Source organism: Blautia liquoris (assembly GCF_015159595.1).
Classification (GTDB): domain Bacteria; phylum Bacillota; class Clostridia; order Lachnospirales; family Lachnospiraceae; genus Novisyntrophococcus; species Novisyntrophococcus liquoris.
On record NZ_CP063304.1, the window covers coordinates 795363 to 818045 of the forward strand.

16 protein-coding genes are annotated in these 22683 nt (G+C 43.5%); 14 read left to right on the plus strand and 2 right to left on the minus strand.

The window, feature by feature from the left end:
• Positions 1–22 precede the first annotated feature (22 nt).
• The 12 genes from lepA to INP51_RS03755 all read left to right on the plus strand — a co-directional run bounded on the left by lepA (position 23) and on the right by INP51_RS03755 (position 15432).
• Positions 23–1837: a translation elongation factor 4 gene (gene lepA / locus INP51_RS03700; protein WP_329602327.1), complete on the plus strand. Its 1815-nt coding sequence runs from the start codon at positions 23–25 to the stop codon at positions 1835–1837.
• 77 nt (positions 1838–1914) lie between these two features.
• Positions 1915–3048: a radical SAM family heme chaperone HemW gene (gene hemW / locus INP51_RS03705; RefSeq protein ID WP_193736388.1), complete on the plus strand. Its 1134-nt coding sequence runs from the start codon at positions 1915–1917 to the stop codon at positions 3046–3048.
• 84 nt (positions 3049–3132) lie between these two features.
• The gene (uvrA, locus tag INP51_RS03710) at positions 3133–5967 is read left to right on the plus strand and encodes an excinuclease ABC subunit UvrA (RefSeq protein ID WP_193736389.1); all 2835 of its coding nucleotides are present in this window, start codon (positions 3133–3135) and stop codon (positions 5965–5967) included.
• Between the two features lie 129 nt (positions 5968–6096).
• A complete protein-coding gene (gene mreB, locus INP51_RS03715) occupies positions 6097–7089 on the plus strand; it encodes a rod shape-determining protein (protein WP_193736390.1) in 993 nt (330 codons plus the stop codon).
• Between the two features lie 8 nt (positions 7090–7097).
• Positions 7098–9329, plus strand: coding sequence for an SF1B family DNA helicase RecD2 (gene recD2, locus INP51_RS03720; RefSeq protein ID WP_193736391.1), 2232 nt, complete (start codon positions 7098–7100; stop codon positions 9327–9329).
• A gap of 33 nt (positions 9330–9362) precedes the next feature.
• Positions 9363–10061 carry a ComF family protein gene (locus tag INP51_RS03725; protein ID WP_193736392.1) on the plus strand — a complete coding sequence of 233 codons (699 nt, stop codon included), beginning with the start codon at positions 9363–9365 and terminating at the stop codon, positions 10059–10061.
• Positions 10062–10159: 98 nt separating this feature from the next.
• Positions 10160–10591 (plus strand): hypothetical protein, encoded by a 432-nt coding sequence (locus tag INP51_RS03730; protein ID WP_193736393.1) that lies wholly within the window; start codon positions 10160–10162, stop codon positions 10589–10591.
• Positions 10588–11640 carry a hypothetical protein gene (locus tag INP51_RS03735; protein ID WP_193736394.1) on the plus strand — a complete coding sequence of 351 codons (1053 nt, stop codon included), beginning with the start codon at positions 10588–10590 and terminating at the stop codon, positions 11638–11640. Before INP51_RS03730 ends, INP51_RS03735 begins: the two co-directional genes overlap by 4 nt.
• Before the next feature lie 31 nt (positions 11641–11671).
• Positions 11672–12583, plus strand: coding sequence for a diadenylate cyclase CdaA (gene cdaA / locus INP51_RS03740; protein WP_193736395.1), 912 nt, complete (start codon positions 11672–11674; stop codon positions 12581–12583).
• Positions 12549–13871 (plus strand): CdaR family protein, encoded by a 1323-nt coding sequence (locus INP51_RS03745; protein WP_193736396.1) that lies wholly within the window; start codon positions 12549–12551, stop codon positions 13869–13871. Before cdaA ends, INP51_RS03745 begins: the two co-directional genes overlap by 35 nt.
• Before the next feature lie 37 nt (positions 13872–13908).
• The gene (locus INP51_RS03750; protein WP_193736397.1) at positions 13909–14184 is read left to right on the plus strand and encodes an HPr family phosphocarrier protein; all 276 of its coding nucleotides are present in this window, start codon (positions 13909–13911) and stop codon (positions 14182–14184) included.
• 6 nt (positions 14185–14190) lie between these two features.
• A complete protein-coding gene (locus tag INP51_RS03755) occupies positions 14191–15432 on the plus strand; it encodes a D-alanyl-D-alanine carboxypeptidase family protein (RefSeq protein WP_193736398.1) in 1242 nt (413 codons plus the stop codon).
• Positions 15433–15540: 108 nt separating this feature from the next.
• On the opposite strand, the gene INP51_RS03760 is transcribed toward INP51_RS03755, so the two are convergent.
• The gene (locus tag INP51_RS03760) at positions 15541–18285 is read right to left on the minus strand and encodes a YfhO family protein (protein ID WP_193736399.1); all 2745 of its coding nucleotides are present in this window, start codon (positions 18283–18285) and stop codon (positions 15541–15543) included.
• A gap of 69 nt (positions 18286–18354) precedes the next feature.
• Positions 18355–19098 (minus strand): hypothetical protein, encoded by a 744-nt coding sequence (locus INP51_RS03765; RefSeq protein WP_193736400.1) that lies wholly within the window; start codon positions 19096–19098, stop codon positions 18355–18357.
• Positions 19099–19585: 487 nt separating this feature from the next.
• On the opposite strand from INP51_RS03765, the gene INP51_RS03770 reads away from it, so the two are divergent.
• Both INP51_RS03770 and INP51_RS03775 read left to right on the plus strand, forming a co-directional pair.
• Positions 19586–21532, plus strand: coding sequence for a GBS Bsp-like repeat-containing protein (locus INP51_RS03770; RefSeq protein WP_230406871.1), 1947 nt, complete (start codon positions 19586–19588; stop codon positions 21530–21532).
• A 197-nt stretch (positions 21533–21729) separates the two neighbouring features.
• Positions 21730–22680 carry a glycosyltransferase family 2 protein gene (locus tag INP51_RS03775; RefSeq protein WP_193736401.1) on the plus strand — a complete coding sequence of 317 codons (951 nt, stop codon included), beginning with the start codon at positions 21730–21732 and terminating at the stop codon, positions 22678–22680.
• The last annotated feature ends 3 nt before the right edge of the window (positions 22681–22683 follow it).

A 22683-nucleotide genomic window follows, 5' to 3' on the forward strand; every position in this document is an offset into this window, starting at 1 on the left:
ACATTTCAGGAGGATGAAATACTTGGCAGTTATAGATCAAAAGAATATACGGAACTTTTGCATTATTGCGCATATTGATCATGGAAAATCCACGCTTGCTGACCGGATTATTCAGATGACTGGTTTGCTGACCGAACGTGAGATGCAGTCTCAGGTGTTGGATAACATGGAACTTGAGAGAGAACGTGGAATCACAATCAAAGCGCAGGCAGTCCGGACCATATACAAGGCAGAGGATGGACAGGAATACATTCTGAATATGATAGATACCCCAGGGCATGTGGATTTTAATTATGAAGTTTCCAGGAGTCTTGCTGCCTGCGACGGGGCGATACTCGTGGTAGACGCTTCTCAGGGGATTGAGGCTCAGACTCTTGCAAATGTCTATCTGGCTCTGGATCATAATCTGGATGTGTTTCCGGTGATCAACAAGATTGACCTGCCCAGTGCTGAGCCGAATCGAGTGATCGCAGAGATCGAGGATGTGATTGGAATCGAAGCGCAGGGATGCCCTGAAATTTCGGCAAAAACAGGATTAAATGTTAATCAGGTTCTGGAAGAGCTTATAAAAAAAGTTCCGGCCCCCGGCGGGAACAGAGATAATCCTCTCCAGGCACTGATCTTCGACTCTGTCTATGATTCATATCGAGGTGTCATCATCTCATGCAGAATCAAAGAAGGTAGTGTGAGAAAAGGAACCAGGATCAAGATGATGGCCACAGGTGCCACAGAAGAGGTAGTCGAAGTCGGATATTTCGGAGCCGGGCAGCTGATTCCCTGTGAGGAACTTACGGCGGGAATGGTCGGATACATCACTGCAAGTATCAAGAATGTTGCCGATACACGTGTAGGTGATACGATCACGAATGCGGACAGACCTTGTGAGCAGCCTCTTCCGGGTTATAAAAAAGTAAACCCTATGGTTTACTGTGGGATGTATCCGGCGGATGGGGCGGATTATCAGGAACTGCGGGATGCACTGGAGAAACTTCAGCTCAATGATGCGTCACTTTTCTTTGAACCTGAGACATCTGCAGCACTGGGATTCGGATTTCGCTGTGGTTTTTTAGGCCTTCTGCATCTGGAGATTATACAGGAACGTCTGGAAAGAGAGTACAATCTGGATCTTGTCACCACGGCACCTAGTGTAATCTACAAAGTCCACAAGACAGATGGGACATACATGGAACTTACGAATCCGTCCAATCTTCCGGATCCCACAGAGATAGACTATATGGAAGAGCCGCTGGTCTCTGCAGATATCATGGTCACGACAGAGTTTATCGGACCGATCATGGAACTGTGTCAGCAGAGAAGGGGACAGTATCAGGGCATGGAGTATATGGAGACAACCCGAGCGCAGCTGCACTATAAATTGCCGCTGAACGAAATCATCTACGATTTCTTTGACGCTCTGAAATCGAGATCGAAAGGGTACGCATCATTTGACTATGAGCTTTGCGGCTATGAGAAGAGCGATCTTGTAAAACTGGACATCCTGGTAAATAAGGAAGAAGTCGATGCACTTTCCTTCATTGTGTTTGCTGACTCGGCTTATGATCGCGGCAGAAGAATGTGTGAGAAACTGAAAGAAGAGATTCCAAGACAGCTCTTCGAGATACCGATTCAGGCGGCTGTCGGTTCCAAAATTATTGCCAGGGAGACCGTGAAGGCAGTTCGAAAAGATGTACTTGCCAAATGCTACGGCGGCGATATCAGCCGAAAAAAGAAACTGTTGGAAAAACAGAAAGAGGGAAAGAAACGCATGCGCCAGATCGGGAATGTGGAGATTCCCCAGAAGGCATTCATGAGTGTCCTGAAACTTGATGATGACTGATGAGAGGCTGTTCCCTTTTTAGGGGAATGGCCTTGCGTTTTCTGCCTTGCGAGGTGAAAAGGTTCAAGGAGGAATCAATGAACAAAAAAGAATTAGAACTCTATGTGCACATCCCTTTTTGTGTCAAAAAATGTGATTACTGTGACTTCCTTTCTTTTTCCTGCTCCGATGAGGCGAAAGTTTCTTATACAAGAGCTTTACTCAAAGAGATTGACAGCCAGCCGGATATGGAGGATTATCAAGTGGTTTCTATCTTTTTCGGGGGAGGAACACCATCTCTTATGGAAATTGATCTGATGCAGAAGATAACAGAACAGATCAGGGGTAAATTTCACATTTCCGATCAGGCGGAGATCACACTGGAGGCAAATCCGGGCACGCTTACGATGGAAAAATTACAGGCTTACCTTCAGATGGGTTTTAACCGTATCAGTATCGGTTGTCAGTCGCTGTCGAACACAGAGCTTATCAGACTTGGGAGAATACACACGGCGGAGGAGTTTTACGAGAGCTTTTTACTGGCACGCAATGCGGGATTTGATAATATAAATGTGGATCTGATGTCTGCACTGCCCGGACAAACCTTTGAGAACTGGGAGAGAAACCTGCGGGAAATGGCAGATCTTGCACCGGAACATATCTCTGCCTACAGTCTGATACTGGAAGAAAGAACTCCATTTTTCCAGAAACAGTGCGATTTGGATCTTCCAGATGAAGATACGGAGCGGCTGATGTACGAAAAGACGCAAGATATCCTGAGAGAATACGGTTATCATCAGTATGAGATATCGAATTATGCGAAAGCAGGGTATGAATGCCGTCACAATATAGGTTACTGGAAACGGGTTCCTTATTTGGGATTTGGACTTGGTGCGTCATCTCTGAAAAACGAGGAGAGATATTCGAATACTTCCGATTGGAAAGAATATCTGAAGAAAAGTGACAGACCAGAGAGCATAAAAAAGAGCTGCGAGAAACTGAGCAGGAAAGATCAGATTGAAGAATATATGATACTCGGTCTTCGGATGAACTGCGGTGTCTCGGAAAAGGATTTTTCCGGGCAATTTGGCTGCACCTTTGATGATATCTATCATGACGTAATCAATAAGTACGTAAAAACCGGATACATGCAGAGGACAGAGGGGAAAATCACTTTGACAAGAAAGGGAATATCGGTCAGCAATATCATCATGGCAGATTTTATACTCTAAGGGAACAAACGTTTGCTTTCTGGGTGCGATTGTGATATGATATATTAGACAAATTATAATAGCAAAAGGAGCTTTAATATAAATATGGCATTACAGCAAAAGAAAGAATTTATTAAGATACGGGGTGCTGCAGAGAATAATCTGAAGAACCTGAATGTGGATATCCCGCGCAATGAACTCGTGGTTTTGACAGGACTTTCTGGATCAGGAAAAAGCTCACTTGCCTTTGATACAATCTACGCAGAAGGGCAGCGGCGCTATATGGAAAGTCTTTCCTCCTATGCCAGACAATTTCTGGGGCAGATGGAAAAACCGAATGTGGAAAGCATCGAGGGTCTGCCGCCTGCGATCTCCATAGATCAGAAATCCACAAACCGTAACCCGAGATCTACCGTGGGAACCGTGACAGAGATTTATGACTATTTTCGCCTCCTTTACGCACGCGTGGGAATTCCGCATTGTCCGAACTGCGGCAGAGAGATCAGCAGACAGACTGTGGACCAGATGGTGGATAAGATCATGGAATTACCTGAGCGGACGAGGATTCAGCTGCTGGCACCAGTGGTAAGAGGAAGGAAAGGCAGGCACGAGAAAGTGCTTGACCATGCAAAAAGATCAGGATATGTCCGCGTGCAGATCGATGGCAGCATATATGAACTGTCCGAGGATATCACACTTGACAAGAATAAAAAACACAACATTGAGATTGTTGTGGATCGTCTGATTGTAAAGAAAGGAATTGAGAAGAGACTTACAGATTCCATTGAAAACGTGCTTACACTTTCAGGAGGCCTGCTTCTCGTCGATACCATGGATGGCAATATGTTAAGCTTCAGTCAAAGCTTTTCATGCCCCGACTGTGGAATTAGCATTGACGAGATTGAACCCAGAAGTTTCTCATTCAATAATCCTTTTGGGGCCTGCCCGAGTTGTTTTGGCTTGGGATATAAGATGGAGTTTTCGGAAGAGCTTATGATACCGGATCCGTCTTTAAGCATTGCGCAAGGGGCAATCGTCGTATTGGGCTGGCAGTCCTGCACGGACAAATCCAGCTATACCAGAGCGATCTTAGAGGCACTGGCAAAAGAATATCATTTTTCCCTGGATACGCCTTTCAAGAATTATCCAAAGAAGATTCACGATGTTCTGATTTTCGGAACTGAGGGAAAAAAGGTCAAAGTTTACTATAAAGGGCAGCGAGGTGAGGGGGTTTACGATGTAGCCTTTGAGGGGTTGATCAAAAACGTGGAGCGCCGTTACCGCGAAACCAGTTCGGATTCCATCAAACAGGAATACGAGACATTTATGCGGATTACGCCCTGCCCGGACTGTCATGGACAAAGACTGAAACCGTCATCTCTTGCTGTGACAATCGGCGATAAAAATATATTCGAGGTAACATCGCTGTCTATCGAGAAACTGACTGCTTTTCTGAAAGACTTAACATTGTCGGAACATCAACTACTGATTGGAAAACAGATACTGAAAGAAATCCGTGCCCGTGTGCAGTTTCTAATGGATGTAGGCCTTGACTATCTGACGCTTGCCCGTGCGACAGGGAGTCTGTCCGGGGGGGAGGCACAGCGAATCCGGTTGGCAACTCAAATTGGATCTGGCCTTGTCGGGGTCGCATACATTCTGGATGAGCCGAGCATCGGTCTGCACCAGAGAGATAACGATAAACTTTTAAAGACGCTGATGCATCTTCGGGATCTCGGCAATTCCCTGATTGTGGTTGAACATGATGAGGATACGATGAGAGCCGCTGACTGTGTGGTAGATATTGGACCTGGTGCCGGAGAGCACGGGGGAGAACTGGTGGCGATTGGAACTGCAGAGGATCTGATGAAGAATCCGAACTCTGTCACCGGGGCATATCTGAGTGGAAGAAAAAAGATTCCGGTTCCAAAGACCAGGAAAAAGCCTGCAGGATGGATCAAAGTTTGTGGTGCAAAAGAACACAATCTGAAAAATATTGATGTGAAAATTCCTCTTGGCGTCATGACTGCCGTGACCGGTGTATCCGGTTCAGGAAAGAGTTCCCTTGTAAATGAAATTCTATACAAGAGACTGGCAAGAGATTTGAACCGCGCACGAGTTATTCCCGGGGAGCATAAGAAAATTGAGGGTATGGACCAGTTGGACAAGGTGATCAATATCGATCAGTCTCCAATTGGAAGAACACCAAGATCCAATCCTGCGACTTATACGGGGGTATTCGACACCATTCGCGACCTATTTGCCTCGACGGCGGATGCAAAAGCGAGAGGATATAAAAAAGGTCGTTTCAGTTTCAATGTAAAAGGCGGAAGATGCGAAGCCTGCAGAGGTGACGGTATCATCAAGATCGAGATGCATTTTCTCCCAGATGTGTATGTGCCATGTGAAGTTTGTCATGGACAGAGGTATAACAGAGAGACTCTGGAGGTAAGATATAAGGGGAAAAGTATCTACGACGTGCTGAATATGACTGTGGAAGAAGCTTTGACCTTCTTTGAAAATGTCCCCTCCATCAGCAGGAAGATCCAGACACTTTATGACGTGGGACTGTCCTATATCCGTCTCGGACAGCCGTCTACAACACTTTCCGGAGGAGAGGCACAGAGGATCAAGCTTGCGAGTGAACTCAGCAAAAGAAGCACCGGAAAGACCATCTATATTCTGGATGAACCTACGACGGGCCTGCATTTTGCCGATGTACACAAGTTGATTGATATACTGAAACGCCTTTCGGAAGGCGGAAACACCGTTGTGGTAATTGAGCATAATCTTGATGTGATTAAGACAGCAGATTATATCATAGATATCGGACCGGAAGGCGGCGATAAAGGCGGAACCGTGATAGCTGCTGGCACACCGGAGGAGATTGCGTCGAATCCGGTATCTTATACCGGACAATATGTCAGAAAATATCTATAAAAACCACTTTCCCTCCCCCCACCTTATGGTGTATGATAGGAGTGCGTAGCAATCCGTGGTATCATACACGGTGCGAGAGCCCACAGGGAAATGCGCCTTATGTGGTAAAGAAAAAGAAAGGGGATTATTATGGCTGCGGTAACGGATATTGGAATTGATTTGGGTACAGCCAGTATATTAGTCTATACAAAAGGCAAAGGGATTGTTTTAAAAGAGCCGTCCGTAGTTGCTTATGATAAAGATGCCGATAAGGTAAAAGCTATTGGAGAAGAAGCCAGACAGATGATCGGAAGGACGCCGGGTAATATTATGGCGATTCGGCCGCTTCGTCAGGGCGTCATCTCTGACTATATGATTACAGAGAAGATGCTGCGGTATTTCGTACAGAAAGCCCAGGGAAGAAAGTCTTTTCGAAAGCCTAGGATCGCAATCTGCGTGCCAAGCGGTGTAACTGATGTGGAGCGGCGTGCAGTCGAGGAGGCAACTTACCAGGCCGGGGCAAGAGATGTGACAATTATCGACGAGCCGATTGCAGCAGCGATCGGTGCCGGAATCGATATCACAAAGCCAGTCGGAAACCTGATTGTAGATATCGGAGGAGGGACAACCGATGTGGCAGTCATTTCCCTCGGCGGAATTGTGGTTTCTACTTCAATCCGGGTGGCAGGAGATAACTTCAATGAAGCAATTATCCGTTATGTGAGAAAGAATCATAAATTATTTATCGGGGAGCAGACCGCTGAGGCAGTAAAACTGCAGATCGGAACGGCCTGCAGGCGTCTGGAGACAAAATCAATGGATATCAAGGGGCGCAATGTAGTGACCGGTCTGCCAAAGACTATTCATCTGACTTCCATTGAAGTCTGTGAGGCATTGAAGGATCCTGTGAACCAGATTGTGGAGACCGTTCAGAACGTTCTAGAGAAGACACCGCCGGAACTTGCGGCTGACGTGTCTGAGAGGGGGATTGTTCTGACAGGCGGAGGTGCTCTGCTGGACGGGATTGAAGAAGTTATTCAAGAGAAGACTGGAATCAATACGATGACAGCTGAGAATCCAGAGATGGCTGTCGCAGCTGGTACTGGAAAGTACGTGGAACTGATGAATAAGTTTAATCATTAAGGATTGCAATGGAAGATAAAGTAGAAGGATATGTGGAACATATCATATTTCGAAATGAAGAGAACGGGTATACAGTATTAAATCTCAATTTTGAGGGAAATGACCTTACATGCGTAGGGACCTTTCAGTATGTCAGCGAGGGAGAATATCTGGAAGCAACGGGAGAGCATACCTCCCATGCTGTGTATGGCGAACAATTTAAGGTTGAATCCTATGAGGTCAAGGTTCCGCAGGACGCAAGAGCCATGGAACGTTATCTCGGATCGGGAGCGATTAAAGGAGTAGGTGCAGCTCTGGCCGCCAGGATTGTCCGGAGATTTAAGGAAGATACTTTGAATATCATCAGAGAAGAGCCGGAAAGACTTGCTGAGATAAAGGGAATCAGCGACAGAAAGGCCCACGAGATTGCGGGACAGATTGCCGAGAAGGCCCAGATGCAGGATGCGATTATCTATATGTCGCAATATGGCATTAGTCTCGCACTTGCGCTCAAGATCTATAATCAGTACTCCGATAAGGTTTATTCGGTCTTAAGAGATAATCCTTATAAGATTGCCGAAGATATTCCGGGTGTGGGATTTAAGACAGCTGATGAGATTGCATCCAGAATCGGAATACGCGTGGACTCCCAGTTCCGCATCCGAAGTGGACTTTTTTATGTCCTGACACAGGCCAGTGTAAATGGCCATATCTACCTGCCCAAAGATGTCTTGTTTCGCAGAGCCAGTGAGGTGCTTCAAGTTCCCGTCCAGGCTATGGATCAGCAGCTGATGGATATGGCAATTGAACGAAAAGTAATTCTGAAAGAAGAAAAAGACGGACAGGAAGAGCCCTGTACCATCGTCTATGCCAGTCAGTTCTATTATCTGGAATTGGATACAGCCCGTATGCTTCATGATTTGAATATCACCTGCCAGGACGACCATATTCAGATCGAACACCGGATAAAAAGTATCGAAAGCAGGGAAAATATTGAACTGGACGAACTCCAGCGTCAGGCAGTCGCCCGGGCGGCGTGCAGCGGACTACTCATTCTGACAGGGGGACCGGGAACCGGAAAGACCACGACGATCAATACGATGATTCAATATTTCGAATCTGAAGGCATGGATATTCTGCTCGCTGCACCGACGGGAAGAGCAGCAAAACGAATGACGGAGACGACCGGCTATGCCGCTTCCACGATTCATCGTCTGTTGGAACTGTCCGGGTCTGTGGAAGAATCCTCGGCAAATGTAACATTTGAGAGGAATCAGGATAATCCGCTGGAGACCGATGTGATTATCATTGACGAGATGTCCATGGTAGATATTAATCTGATGCATGCGCTGCTTTTGGCAATCGTACCAGGAACAAGGCTGATCCTGGTGGGTGATGTCAATCAGCTTCCCAGTGTGGGACCGGGAAGTGTACTGCGTGATATGATCCGCTCGAATGCGTTCAAAATGGTCGAACTGACCAGAATTTTCAGACAGGCAGCTAAGAGCGATATCGTAGTAAATGCTCACAAGATCAATGCAGGGGAATCTGTCACCCTTGACAATAAGAGCCGGGACTTTTTCTTTCTGAAGAGATTTGATGTCAATGTAATCTTGAAAGTTATCGTGGTGCTGATTCAGCAAAAACTTCCCAAATATGTCGAAGCGGATGCGATGGATATTCAGGTGCTTGCCCCGATGAGAAAAGGTGCACTTGGTGTCGAGAATCTGAATCTTGTGCTTCAGCGATACCTGAACTCGCCATCTCAGGAAAAAAAAGAAAAAGAGACGGTTCGCGGTGTATTTCGTGAGGGTGATAAGGTGATGCAGATCAAGAACAATTATCAGATGGAATGGGAAGTAAGAGGAGCGAACAACTTTGCTGCCGAACAGGGGCTGGGCGTATTCAACGGCGATCTGGGTGTCATTCGGGAGATTAATTCTTATGCGGAGACATTAACTGTAGAATATGATGAGCACCGCTTTGTGGAATATACGTTTAAACAGCTGGACGAGCTGGAACTTGCCTATGCCACAACCATACATAAAGCACAGGGAAGTGAATACCCTGCAGTAATCATTCCACTGCTTGGTGGTCCTAGGATGCTTATGACCAGAAATCTGTTGTACACAGCGGTGACAAGAGCAAGGAAATGTGTGATGCTGGTGGGCAGTGATGTCACCTTTCAAGCTATGATTGACAATCATAAGATCGAAAACCGATATACGACACTCGCAGAACGAATTACGGAGTACAAATAAGGGAGGAGAGCTTTCGGGGAGAAAGGATTCCTTATGAATTTGTTAGACATCTTATATCCAAAGCACTGCGCTTTATGTGACCGTGCGGTTACAAGCCGGGAGTACCCGGTGTGTATTTCATGCAGAAAGGAGCTAAAGCCGATTATCGGCCCAAGATGCATGAATTGCAGCAAACCCATAGAGAACGAGACGGAAGAATTATGCCTGGACTGCAGGCGACATCATTTTTCCTACGACAGCGGGTTTGCTGTTTTTTTATATTCCGGGAAGATGAAAGATTCCGTCTTGAGGTTTAAATATCAAGGCAGACAGGAGTATGCACAATTTTACGGACAGATGATGAATCTTTTTGCCAGTGACTATATTAACCGATGGAAACCGGATGTCCTGATGCCGGTTCCCATACACCGGGAAAAGCTTGTAAAAAGAGGATACAATCAGGCTCAGGTGCTGGCGGAAACCTTAGGAGGGATGTGGGGGATTCCGGTCGATGCCAAAAGTCTGAAGAGAAAGCGAAGAACAAGGGCACAAAAAGAACTGAATCCACAAGAGCGAAAGAAAAATCTAAGAGAGGCATTTACACTGAATAAAAAAGTGAAATACGATACAGTTGTCCTCGTAGATGATATTTATACCACGGGGAGCACGGTAGATGTTCTCGCCGGACTTTTGAAAGAAAATGGTGCCAAAAAGGTGTATTTTCTAACCGTATGTATCGGAAAAGGCTTGTAAACATCTTTTCATAGCCTGCGAATTATGATACAATGGTCAAAGATATCAGGGCTTGCGGGAGAATCTGATGTGAATTTGACAACAATCGAGAGGTGTCTATGTTAAGTGAAGAGAGAATAGAGCTGATGACGAAGTTGTCCCTCTTTGAGAAGAGGGAAGAAAAAAGGTATCTGAGAATCAGTAAATATTATCGCAGTGACTATATTGGGATTTCTCTGCTTAAGAATTTTTTTGCGGTCACAATTGCTTATATTCTGATTCTTGCCCTTTTTGTAATCTACCGAATGGATCACGTCATGATTACGTTAAACGAATTAAAGCTTCGTCCGCTGACATTTAAAGTAATTGCGGGATACTTATGTATTTTGGCAGGATACAGTGTTATAACCTATATCATCTCTTCTCTTCGCTATAAAAAGGCAAAAAAAAGTGTAGAGTCTTATATAGAAGATTTGAAAAAACTGGACCGGCTTTATAAAAACGAGGCAGTTGGGACCAGACATAAAAGACCGGGAGGAGATCGCAGATGAGCACAATCTTAGAGTGGAAAGAGAGAATACTGGATGTTTATGATGACTATCGGCAGTATATTCAGCTGATATTGAAATTTATATTGGCATTCATAATATTCCTCACAATTAACCAGCAGCTGGGATATATGCATTTGATCAACAACATGTTTGTTGTCCTGATAGTATCTTTGCTGTGCGCAATTCTTCCGACCTCGGCTATCGTAGTTTTCGGCGGGATTATGATATTATTACATACGTTTGCACTTGGATTGGAGGCGGGAGTTCTTACTTTTGTATTCCTGCTGCTTATATACCTCCTGTTTTTTCGGTTTACTCCGAAAGATGCTCTGGCGGTGGTCATTACACCGGCTGCCTGCTCAATTGGCATACCAGGAGTTGTCCCCCTTGTTGCCGGCCTCCTTGGCGGACCTGTTTCATCCATATCAGTGTGCATTGGAATTTTCTGCTTTTATTATCTCCAGGTTATCAAAAAAGTGATCAAACCTGTGAAGAGTGCAGGAACCAGCGATATGTTGGAAAACCTTCAGAAGATGATTCAAGGAGTTTTGAATAATAAAGCGTTGCTTATATTCATGATATCTGGTGCAGCAGCTGCAATAATTGTCTACGCAATTCGCAGGATGAGTATAAAATATGCCTGGTATCTGGCGATTGGGATCGGATGTGCAAGTTATATCATCATCACGGCTGTCTTTAGTGGGGTGATGGATGCAGGGATATCAATTTTCAGTCTTTTCTTTGGAACAATCGTATCCGGAGCAATCGCACTGGTTGTTGATTTCTTCAATTTCAATGCAGACTATCGAAGTATTGAGAATCTGCAGTACGAAGACGATTCCTACTTTTACTATGTAAAGGCAGTGCCAAAGAAACGAAGCGATGCGAAGAATAAGCAATGGAAAAGAAATCTTTCGAAGATGAATGCTGACAAACCGATAAACATAGAAAGACACAATGACCAAGATACGGATACAGATGCATCAGAAAAATATATGGATGTAGACTTTGAAGAAAAGCTGGAAAAATCCCTAGACGAGTTAAAATAGATAACAGATTCGGAAGAAAGGAAGTGACTACATGGATCGTATCATCATCTGGTTTAAAACACAAGCCGCAAATTTTTCATTTCCTCAAATACCGAAATCAATTGAAATTATTGATATTGTTCAGATTCTGATGATTGCATATTTTGTATATCACCTGATTTTGTGGGTAAAAAATACGAGAGCATATGTCCTGTTTAAAGGCATTACGTTAATTGCTGCATTTGTCCTAATCGCGAAAATTTTTCAGATGAACGTGATTCTGCAGATCTTCAGAGGAGTCAGCGTTGCTGCGATTACGGCAGTTGTCATTATCTTTCAGCCTGAACTTCGAAGGGTGCTGGAGCAGCTGGGAGATAAGAGTATTTTTGATTTTGCCTTTCTTGGAACGTCCAATGCTCAAAGTGACAAGAGATTCAGCGATAAAACGCTCAATGAGATGGTCAGAGCATGTTATGAGATGGGTGAGGTGAAGACGGGCGCCCTGATTGTAATTGAACAGAATATATCGCTTACAGATTATGAAAAAACAGGAATTCCTGTCGATGCGATATTGACAGGTCAGCTCTTGATCAATATTTTTGAAAAAAATACACCTCTGCATGATGGTGCTGTGATTGTCAGAGGGGACAGGGTGACATCGGCCACCTGTTATCTGCCATTGTCGGAGAGTATGGCACTCAGTAAAGATCTGGGGACCAGACATCGTGCAGCTGTTGGAATCAGTGAAGTAAGCGATTCCTTTACGGTTGTCGTCTCAGAAGAGACGGGAAATGTTTCTTATGCATTGAATGGAGAGATTACGACTGCAGTGAATCCCAACGAACTCCGTGAACAGCTTCATAAGATCCAAAAGCTATCTGTTGCGCCGGAGAGTTCCAGAATTCAACATTGGAAGGAGCGGGTAAAGCATGAAAAAAAATATGACAAAAAACCTGACAAATAACCTTGCTCTGAAAATTGTATCACTTTTTTTTGCAGTGCTGATCTGGGGCATTGTAGTCGGAGTCAGTAATCCGATTGAACCGAAGACCTATGATGTTCCTGTGACGATTACACATGCGAATTATATTCAGACAGGAAAAAAGACCTATCTGATTGATGATCAATATCGAACCATACGTGTGAAGATAAGAGATAACAGGCAGAAGCTGGGTACGATTAAGGATTCAGATATTGTCGTCGAAGCAGATCTTACGCAGATTGTCGATATGGACACTGATCCGGTGTTCGTTCCCCTGACGGTTTCGTGTCCCGGGGTGGAGGATAAGAATATCACACTTTCTAGAACAACGATTCCAATTAAGATCGAGGATATCGAGCAGGAGACTTATAATATAGAAGCAGATACCGGAGATACGATACCGGGCGACGATTATGAGGTGGGAAAAGTTGCGCTGGATCCGGAAAATATCAGTATATCGGGACCGAAATCTATTATCAGTAAGATAGACCGCGTAAAAGCATTGCTGGATGTAAGCGGTATGACCGCAGATGGGGACAGATCGACTGAGCTTGTGATCTATGATAAGAACGGCGAAGAGCTCACAGATGATACCATGAGTTATCTGAGATATGATATTGGAAGTACGAAGGTGAAGGCGTCTGTTGATCTGTGGAAACGCAAAGAGAATGTTAAGATGAACATCCACCTTGAGGGAGGACCTGCGAGCGGATATCAGCTTGGCGAGATCATTACCTCTCCCTCAGAGATTACAATGGTTGGAACTGATAATGCTCTTTCTGATCTTGCTGCGAATGACAATACAATAGATATCCCGGTTCCAAGGGACGTCATTGATCTGAAGAATAAAAAGTCGGATGTAAGGGGAACTTTGGATCTTACGACTGTTTTTGACAAGGATAGCTCGATTCGTCCAAGTTCCAGAACATCGGCAATTGTGATCAAGGCAACGATACTTCCGAACGGGAGCAAAGAGTTCGACCTCGATGTGGAGGCGATCCAGAAAAATGGACTGGATCCTAGCCTAAGTCTCACCTACGATCAGCCTACGATTTCCATCCGGGTTAAGGCATCAGACAAAAAATTGGATGCATTCAATCCGGCGCAGATGATTCAAGCATCCATAGATCTAACAGGTAAAGTTGACGGAGATTACCCTGTACCTGTGACTGTCAAACTGCCGGAAGGATATGAGATGGTCGATGACGTACAGACTACGGTGCATTTGAAAAAGGCAGAAAAGGCAGCTGCGGCTTCCGCCGCAGACTGAAGTTTCGCATCTGGGGAAAGCCAGGAGGAAAATATATATGGTCAGCAAAAAAGTGAAAGTGATCAACCCATCAGGTCTTCATCTGAGGCCTGCAGGAATATTGTGTAACAAAGCGATGAATTACAAGTCTTCCATTACATTCGACTACCAGGATAAGGTGAAGACCGGTACGGCTAATGCAAAGAGCGTTTTAAGCGTTCTCGGTGCATGTGTGAAAACCGGTGATGAGATTGAGATACACTGTGACGGCGAAGATGAAGAGGAAGCCCTCAAAGATTTGACAGAGGCAATTGAAAGTGGATTAGGAGAGTAATTACAGATGCGTTTAAGAGCAAAAATTAAGAAGGCAGCAGTCTGCGCGGCAGCAATTCTGACGATCAGTACGACGATGACAGTGCCGTCTGTGGCAGCGGTGAATAACGCAAACCAATTTTCGGTCGATACAAACAGCTGGACGGGATGGCCGCAAGCCCCCGACATCTTGTGCAGTACCGGAATTCTCATGGATGCAGACACCGGACAGATTTTGTTTAATAAGGGTATGGATGATCAGAGATTTCCTGCAAGTATCACGAAGATTATGACAGCCCTGCTTGCCATTGAAGATTCGACACCCGATCAGCAGGTTACTTTCACAGCTACAGGAATGGCGGATGCCTACTCTGGTGTCTCGAATATTAATCCGCAGTTGGGAGAGTCCTTCACGATGGAACAGTGTCTCTACATGATGATGCTGAAATCGGCCAATGATGTCGCCACACAGGTGGCAGAGACCATTGCCGGAAGTGTTCCCGCATTTGTAGATAAGATGAATCAAAAGGCACAGCAGCTGGGATGCACCAATACACATTTTAATAATGCCAATGGGCTGCCGGATGACAATCATTATACATCGGCACGTGATATGGCGCTTATCACCCGAGAAGCATTTAAAAATGAGACATTTCGTAAGATTGTAAGTACACAGAGATATGAAGTCCCTGCGACAGCGATGTCAGGTCCGCGCGTCTATGATAATCATCATCAGATGCTGCTTTCAGGAACCAGATGGACCTATGAGGGTTGTCTTGGCGGAAAGACTGGGTATACAGATTCGGCACAGAGCACGCTTGCGACCTATTCAGAGAAAAACGGTATGAATCTGATCGCGGTCGTCTTACACGGACCAGGAGATGATGCCGTCTATATGGATACGATCAGCCTTATGGATTATGGCTTTGAAAACTTTAAGCCGAAAGATAGCGGTCTTGTGACAGCCGATGGTAAGATTATCTTCGAAGATCAGGCATTGACGCAGCAGGAATATGACAAAAAGATGGCGCCAGAACCGACAGGGAAGGAAAAGGAACCTCAAAACTTTGGCGGTAATAGCAGTACATCAACATCCAAGGCAGCCCTATCAAAAAAGAAGAAACAGCAGCCCGCACGCGGAAAAGCGGATATGGGTGCGTACATAGCGATTGCAGTACTGGGCGTACTTATCTTGACCGGAATCATCCTGATAATCGGGATATTGCATAAAAGGAAAAAAGAAAGAAAAGACGAATATGAGGAATCATAAGAAAAGGCCGCGGACAGCGGCCTTTATGACATCATTTAGGATGATTGTAGCAGTATCAGCAAGTCTTACTCTTTGATAGTTCGTAGAAGCGCGTCCTCTGACAACAACCTAATGTTCATCTTTCTTTGTGAGAAAGGTGATAGCCAAGAATATTCCCAGCGAGACAGCGCTTAATATGATGCCCTCCCGCAGAAGTGGCGCCTGATAATTAAGCGTGAATTCGTGTTCTCCGGCTTGCACATAGAAGCCTGTGAACCCATAGTCTGTTCGGACAAGCTCCACGGGTTTGCCGTCTACTGTGGCATGCCAGCCTTTCTCGAAGGGAATGGCAAGAAAAGCGAGACTGTAGGAGCCGGCATGTATCTTTCCGGACAGGTGGCTGTCATTCCCGGTATTATTGATCGTCACTCCTGAATCTTCTGGAAAATCTGATGCCGCACTTTGTGCCATAAACGAGATATCTGTCAGAGTATGTGCGATGCCCTGATATCTGCTCTCACAGCGGATAGATGTTGTATCTTCCGGAATGGTGAGAGTGTAGGTGTAAGTTGGCTGTACATCAAACTTGGTAAGCTCAATCCTGCCAGTATCGGTGATTCCATTATTCGTGATAAAAGTAAGTGCCGGCGGCCGTATGGCAGTGATGTTAAAGTTCATGGTGACTGGTGCTTTTTCTTCTTGCAGGGCGGAGTCAAGGGGGATTGTCACGCCATCCACGAAACTTACTGCGTGGCTTTCGGGATTGATGTGCTCTGTGAGTTCTGACGCATTGTATCGTGTGTAATCAGGAAGGGGCTGCTTGGCATAAGAGGCAAGCTCCTCGGCAGACATTGTCAAATTGTCCGGTTCGTCTGTTACCACTGCCTGAGATATGAGACCGGAGAGATCATAAGCACCGGGATTTGCCTCAAAGGTGCTCTTATCCAGAGTATTCTGATACAGACGGCCGACGGAGGCGTCATTTTGATTCTGATATAAATACAGGGATCCAAATTGCCTGAGCAGACGATACGCGTCGCTGCTGTAATTTTCATCCGTTGTCACAAGATATTTAATTCCGAACAGTGTGGCAAACGCGTCATCATGTGCGATATGGCGATAGGTAGTTCTCGCAAAATTATATAAGTTCAGGTTCGGGATCATTTTTTCGGTAAATTGGATCAGGTTCCGATTCAGTGTCGAGTTATAAGTTCCGATCCCGCGGTAATCCTGAGCGCAGGATTCCATAGACCAAGAAGCCTGTGCGAATGTCTTCTCTATGCGGCAGAACTCAGGATCAGTGTCCTCTACATATCGAAGTAGGTTGTCCATATCCGGACTGTATAGATAGTTGAAATAATTCGGATCACCTTTTACCACCGATGAACGTCCCCGGGCGGTGATATGGGAATCACTCATCACGTTCACAGCGGTCACACATGCAAGAAGAGCAAAGACTGCGGAAGTGCTGTAGCTGCGGACTGGATTCCTGTGAGCTGCCATATACAAGAGACAGATCATGAGCAAAGTGCTTCCCCACAGAAGAAGGACATTCAGTTTCACGGACGGGGTCAGGGCGGTTTTTCGGTAACTGAAGCCGTAAAGTATCGTGGCACAGATCAGAGTCAGGATGCCGCCGGTGATGCTGAAATATCTCCGATCGAAGATGACGTCTGTCATGTTTGCAACAAGCAGAGCAAATACTGGCATGAGTACGAAAGTATGTCTGGAAAATGGTGCGGCGAATCCGTTGAAGACCAGACTTCCGGCCATGAGCAGCAGCGCCACAGCAGATAACAGGATCAAAGTCCACTGTGTAACCTTTTTTCTGGTGCATTCTTTTGAACGTGCCAGATAGAAAAGGTACTGTACAAGCAAAATCACGAATAAGGTTGAGAAGAAAACATTCGGATCTTCATAAAAATTGGAATATCCCCGGTATGGCATGTGAATCGTGTCATTTCCAATTCCCTCAAGATTCGAGGAGAAGAAACGAAACAGCAAGGTGAAGTAGTAGCGAAGAGGGTAAGGTGCAATACTTGTCCAGATCTTCTCCCAAAATCCCATGTTGCTCTCCAGACGGGAAGAGACATTTGTCACGAGAGCAAATGCCGGAAGCAGTGAGAAGAGTCCCATACAGACGCCTAAGATCATGGATGCACAACCTCGAAAAAAACGCCTATACCGCGTCTTCCAGAGGAGATCTTCCATGAAAAAAAGACGGATAATCAGATAAATCCCACCTGTCAGCATTGTCATGTATCCCGTGTAGTAACTGTAGATGATAATACAGGTTGTGATCAGAGAAATTGACGGTGAAAAGCGATCTCTGTGAAGTGACTTCTCCAGAAGATACAAAAAGAGCGGCAGATACACAGCGATCATGGAAAACTGGTAATGCTGTCCCCAGACAATTAAAAACCCATTAAATGCATAGAGATAAGACGCCAGCAATTTTGCCTTGTCTGAAAAGGAAAAGCAAGTCAGAAACTGGTAGCATGCAATTCCAGCTAGGATCATCTTGCCAATATGAAGATAGATCAAAAGATATGGCATCAATGCCGGTCCAAAGATAACACCCGCGAGATACAAGATCATCAGAGATGGATCGAACAGGTTCAGCTGCAGCATACTGGTGCCGAAACCGTTCGTGAAGTCCCAGACGGAGAGATTTCCGTCGCGGATATGGTTTACGATGGAATTGAACTGCATGATATATTGCTGCTGCGTGTCGGCACCAATGTCATTGAAGATAAAGATGGAGTTTCCAAAAACATACTGGTAATATACGAGACATGAAGACAGCAGGATTGTGATGGCGAGAACCATTCTTGGATGTTGCTTCAAGGTCCGCAGTTTATCAGAAAAATTCATAATACAAATACCTCAATTCTCAAGTCATTCTTAAGTAGTATACCACTACTAGAAAGGAGTGTCGATAATTTAACCGAATTCATGCCCCGGAATTTGGTTATAGACAAGGGTGACACCATTCAAAGGTGCAAACCCGGATATCTGCATATCCGCAATATCTGGATGAGCTCCATGCAAGTCGGGGAAAGTAAAATTAAGTGTGTATTTTTCGCCGTTATATGCAGCGGTTGTACCATCGCCGGTAAAGACAGCGGTATGTTTTTTAAAGATTAAGGACCTGTCTTCTGTCTTTCCATCCACCTTATATATGGTAAAATCAAAGGCGGTATCTGTCACATTCGAGATATCTACATTATAATAGTCGTCTGGCTGATAGACACCGTCGATGATCTTTTCGTCTTCAACGCCATATACAGACTCGTCGAAATATGTTGCTTCATATAATTTCAATGCCGCTTTTACCGATTCGGATCCGGTACTGGATGTCGATGTATTATCCTTGGCAGTGTTTTCATCAGTCATATTCTTAGATTCGGATGATGGCTTCGACGAAGTTTTTGCAGTAGAAGAGGATTCGGTATTCGAGGGTGGTTTTACATTCGAGGAAGAATCATTCTCTGCAGAAGGCGTGCTCTCTGAAGCCAAATGACTGTCGGATTGAGAATTTGTTAAAGCATTTGTCGGGGCGGATTCGGAAATGGCAGATGACGATGTCTCTTTCTTTGAGGTTGCTTTTGCATTTCCACAGCCAGTTAATAATGATGATAACAGCATCGATGACGATGCGAGTACGATAATAAATTTTTTATTCATAATTTCCTCCTGTTTGTTTCTGTATTTACTTATCCTACTATAGAATTGTTACTATTTTTCGTGTGAACTTGTTAACTATTATTCATGATTCTTTTATACTAATATGAATATTGTTTGAAGTTGGCGATGCTATGAATGTAATATTCTTAATCTTCTGCTTGATTGTCCGATCTGAAACTATTATGACACAGCTTTTTCATACAGGGTATGTAATATACAAATAAGAAAAAAAGAGTGCAAATCTCCCGGATGATGCACTACGTGGAGATGTGATCGGAAAAATATTTTTTGAATGGGACCAGTGTTACATTAGATAATAGAATTGTGATAGTAAAGTTGTCGAACTTGTGATAATTACATTATGCAATATGCTGAAGAAAATTAGCGAAAAGAATTGGAAATCATAAGAAAACCAAAAGATTACAGTTGTTACAACTGATAATCTTTGATATAATACAATTATTATATTCTGTTAGGAGCGACAAGAATGAATTTCAAAGGTCATAAAAAAAGAAAATCGTCGAAACTTAATCTTCATTTTCATAAAAATCTATCAAAAATATCATTTCATAAAACAAGGACTACAAACTATTTTTTTAGAATTATGTCAGGTTTGGGCATAACCGTGACTGTTATCATTGGATTTTTGGCCGTACTGATTCTGCGAAGTTCTTCATGGATGCTAAAAACGTGGAACAACTTATCAATGGAGGAGTTAGTATTTCATATCAAGTCACCACTGCAGGGAACAAATGAGGGAATGATTAGAGACTATATTGTATCCTGCCTTATCATTTCACTGGTTATTGCAGTTGTATTGGCGGCAATTTTTATTATAACCAAAAAAAACAGAATGGCTCATCGTATTAGTATATTGACTACATTAGTGATTTCTGGTTTGACTATTGTATTATCTGTCCGCCATGTATGGACAATGCTTGATATTACAGCTTTTAGCAACAATCATAATACATATTCAACTTTTATCGATGATAATTATGTTGATCCATCTGATGTTTCTATAAAATTTCCGGAGAAGAAAAGAAATTTGGTTTACATATACCTTGAATCAATGGAGATGACTTATGCTGACAAGAACAATGGAGGAGCTTTTAAAGAAAATGTTATTCCTGAGCTTACTCAGCTATCATTAGATAATGAGAATTTTTCAGGAACTGAAAATATTTTAAACGGAGGTACTTCACTGACTGGAACAGGTTGGACTGTGGCAGCCATGTTCGGTCAGACATCAGGCCTTCCTCTTCTAATTCCAATTGAAGATAATTCTATGAACACACAAGAACATTTTTTCCCTGGGATTACTTCACTCGGTGATATATTAAAATCTGCTGGATATCAACAGAGCTTGTTGATTGGATCAGAAGCAGAATTTGGCGGAAGAAAACTGTATTTTACTGAGCATGGGGATTATAATATGTGGGATTATAATTACTTTAAGAACATTGGGGGAATACCACAGGACTATCGAGTGTGGTGGGGATTTGAAGACAATTACCTATTTAAATTTGCAAAGAAAAAGCTTACCGAATTAAGTTCTTCAGATGAGCCCTTTAATCTTACTATGCTTACAGTAGATACACACTTTGAAGATGGCTATTTGTGCCCTGACTGCTCTGATACGTTTGGTGATCAGTACTCTGATGTTATGGCATGTTCCAGCAAAAAGGTAACAGAATTTGTTGATTGGATAAAACAACAAGATTTTTATGATAATACAACCATAATTATTTCTGGTGATCATCCGACCATGGACAGTGATTTCTGTGATTCTGTTGATGAAGATTATCAACGTAAAGTGTATACTACATATATTAACTCCGCAGTCGAACCGGAGAATACTGCATATCGTGATTATGCTACGTTGGATGCTTTCCCGACTACGTTAGCAGCAATGGGTGTAAATATAGATGGAAATCGTCTTGGCCTGGGAACAAATCTATTCTCCAATACACCAACTCTGATAGAAAGATTTGGGATAGATTCTATTAATGCAGAATTTGCGAAAAATTCAAGATTAATGGAAAATCTTACATCGGATATAAAAACAGATGATGATTTAAATATCTCTGAACAAGAAACCGTAGAAGAAGTGCAGACACCGGTTGTTACTGCTGATCTTTCGGTAATACCTTATGATTATCGCACTGGGAGATTTCAGGTGAACATAAATAATCTGGTGACAAATGGCACTGTAGATTTGCAGGCAGTTCGCTGTGCGGTTTGGGCAGCCGAAGATCAGAGTGATCTTCAGTGGTATGAGGCTGAACAACGGGAGGACGGATCTTATGTTGTAAATGTTATGGCAAGAGATTTCGGCTATGTGCAGGCAGTTTATAATATTGATGTGTATGTATCTGATACTATGGGCGAAAATCAGTTAGTTGGAAGAGTGAATGGAGAAATAGTAGGATAGTTATTAATAATTTTGAAAAGAGCAGGAAGACAGTTCATAATTTGGCTCCTGCTTTTTTTATATTCAAATTACGGGATCTTCTATTATCTAAATCTTTTTGAAGTATGAAACTCAGACGGATATAGACTGGTAAGCGTGTACGAAATTTGTTATAATATAAGGAAATATTTTTGATCAGTGAAAGGATCAGATTAATAATGAAAAAAATATCACTAATTGTGCCATGTTACAATGAAGAAGCGGCCTTACCTCTTTTTTATGAAGCAGTAAATAAAGTAACAAACAAAATGGATGAATATGAATTTGAACTGCTATTTATTGATGATGGATCAAAAGATAATACGCTTGCCGAACTGCATAATTTATCGGGAAAGGACAATCGCATTACTTATATTTCCTTTTCACGAAATTTTGGGAAGGAGGCAGCAATGTATGCGGGCTTTATCAATGCCAAGGGAGATTACGTTGCTGTTATGGATGCTGACTTGCAGGATCCGCCGGAATTACTACCACAAATGGTAGCTTACCTGGAAAGCGGAGAGTATGACAGTGTTGCTACAAGACGAGTAACTCGTGAAGGTGAGCCAAAAATACGTTCCTTTTTTGCCCGTGCTTTTTACAAGATAATCAACAAAATCTCTGATGCTGATATTGTAGATGGAGCCAGGGACTATCGTCTAATGAAAAGGGAGATGGTGGATGCTATCGTTGAGATGGGTGAACATAATCGCTTTTCAAAGGGAATTTATGGATGGATTGGATTTAAAACAAAATGGCTCCCATATCAAAACACAGAACGTGTAGCAGGAGAAACAAAATGGAATTTTTGGAAACTTTTAAAATATAGTGTTGATGGAATTGTTAATTTTTCTCAGGTGCCTCTTTCTCTGGCATCATGGAGTGGTGTCTTTTTTACAATCATTGCTTTTATAATGATTTTGGTAATTTGTATAAAGAAACTGGCATTTGGTGACCCAGTGAATGGATGGCCATCAATGGTATGTATAGTTATGTTTATTGGTGGTGTCCAATTGTTTTGTATCGGAATCATGGGACAATACATCTCCAAGATGTATTTAGAAACCAAAAAACGTCCTCACTATATTGTTGGAGAAACGAATAGTGATGACGTAAAGAAAATTCAATAAAGA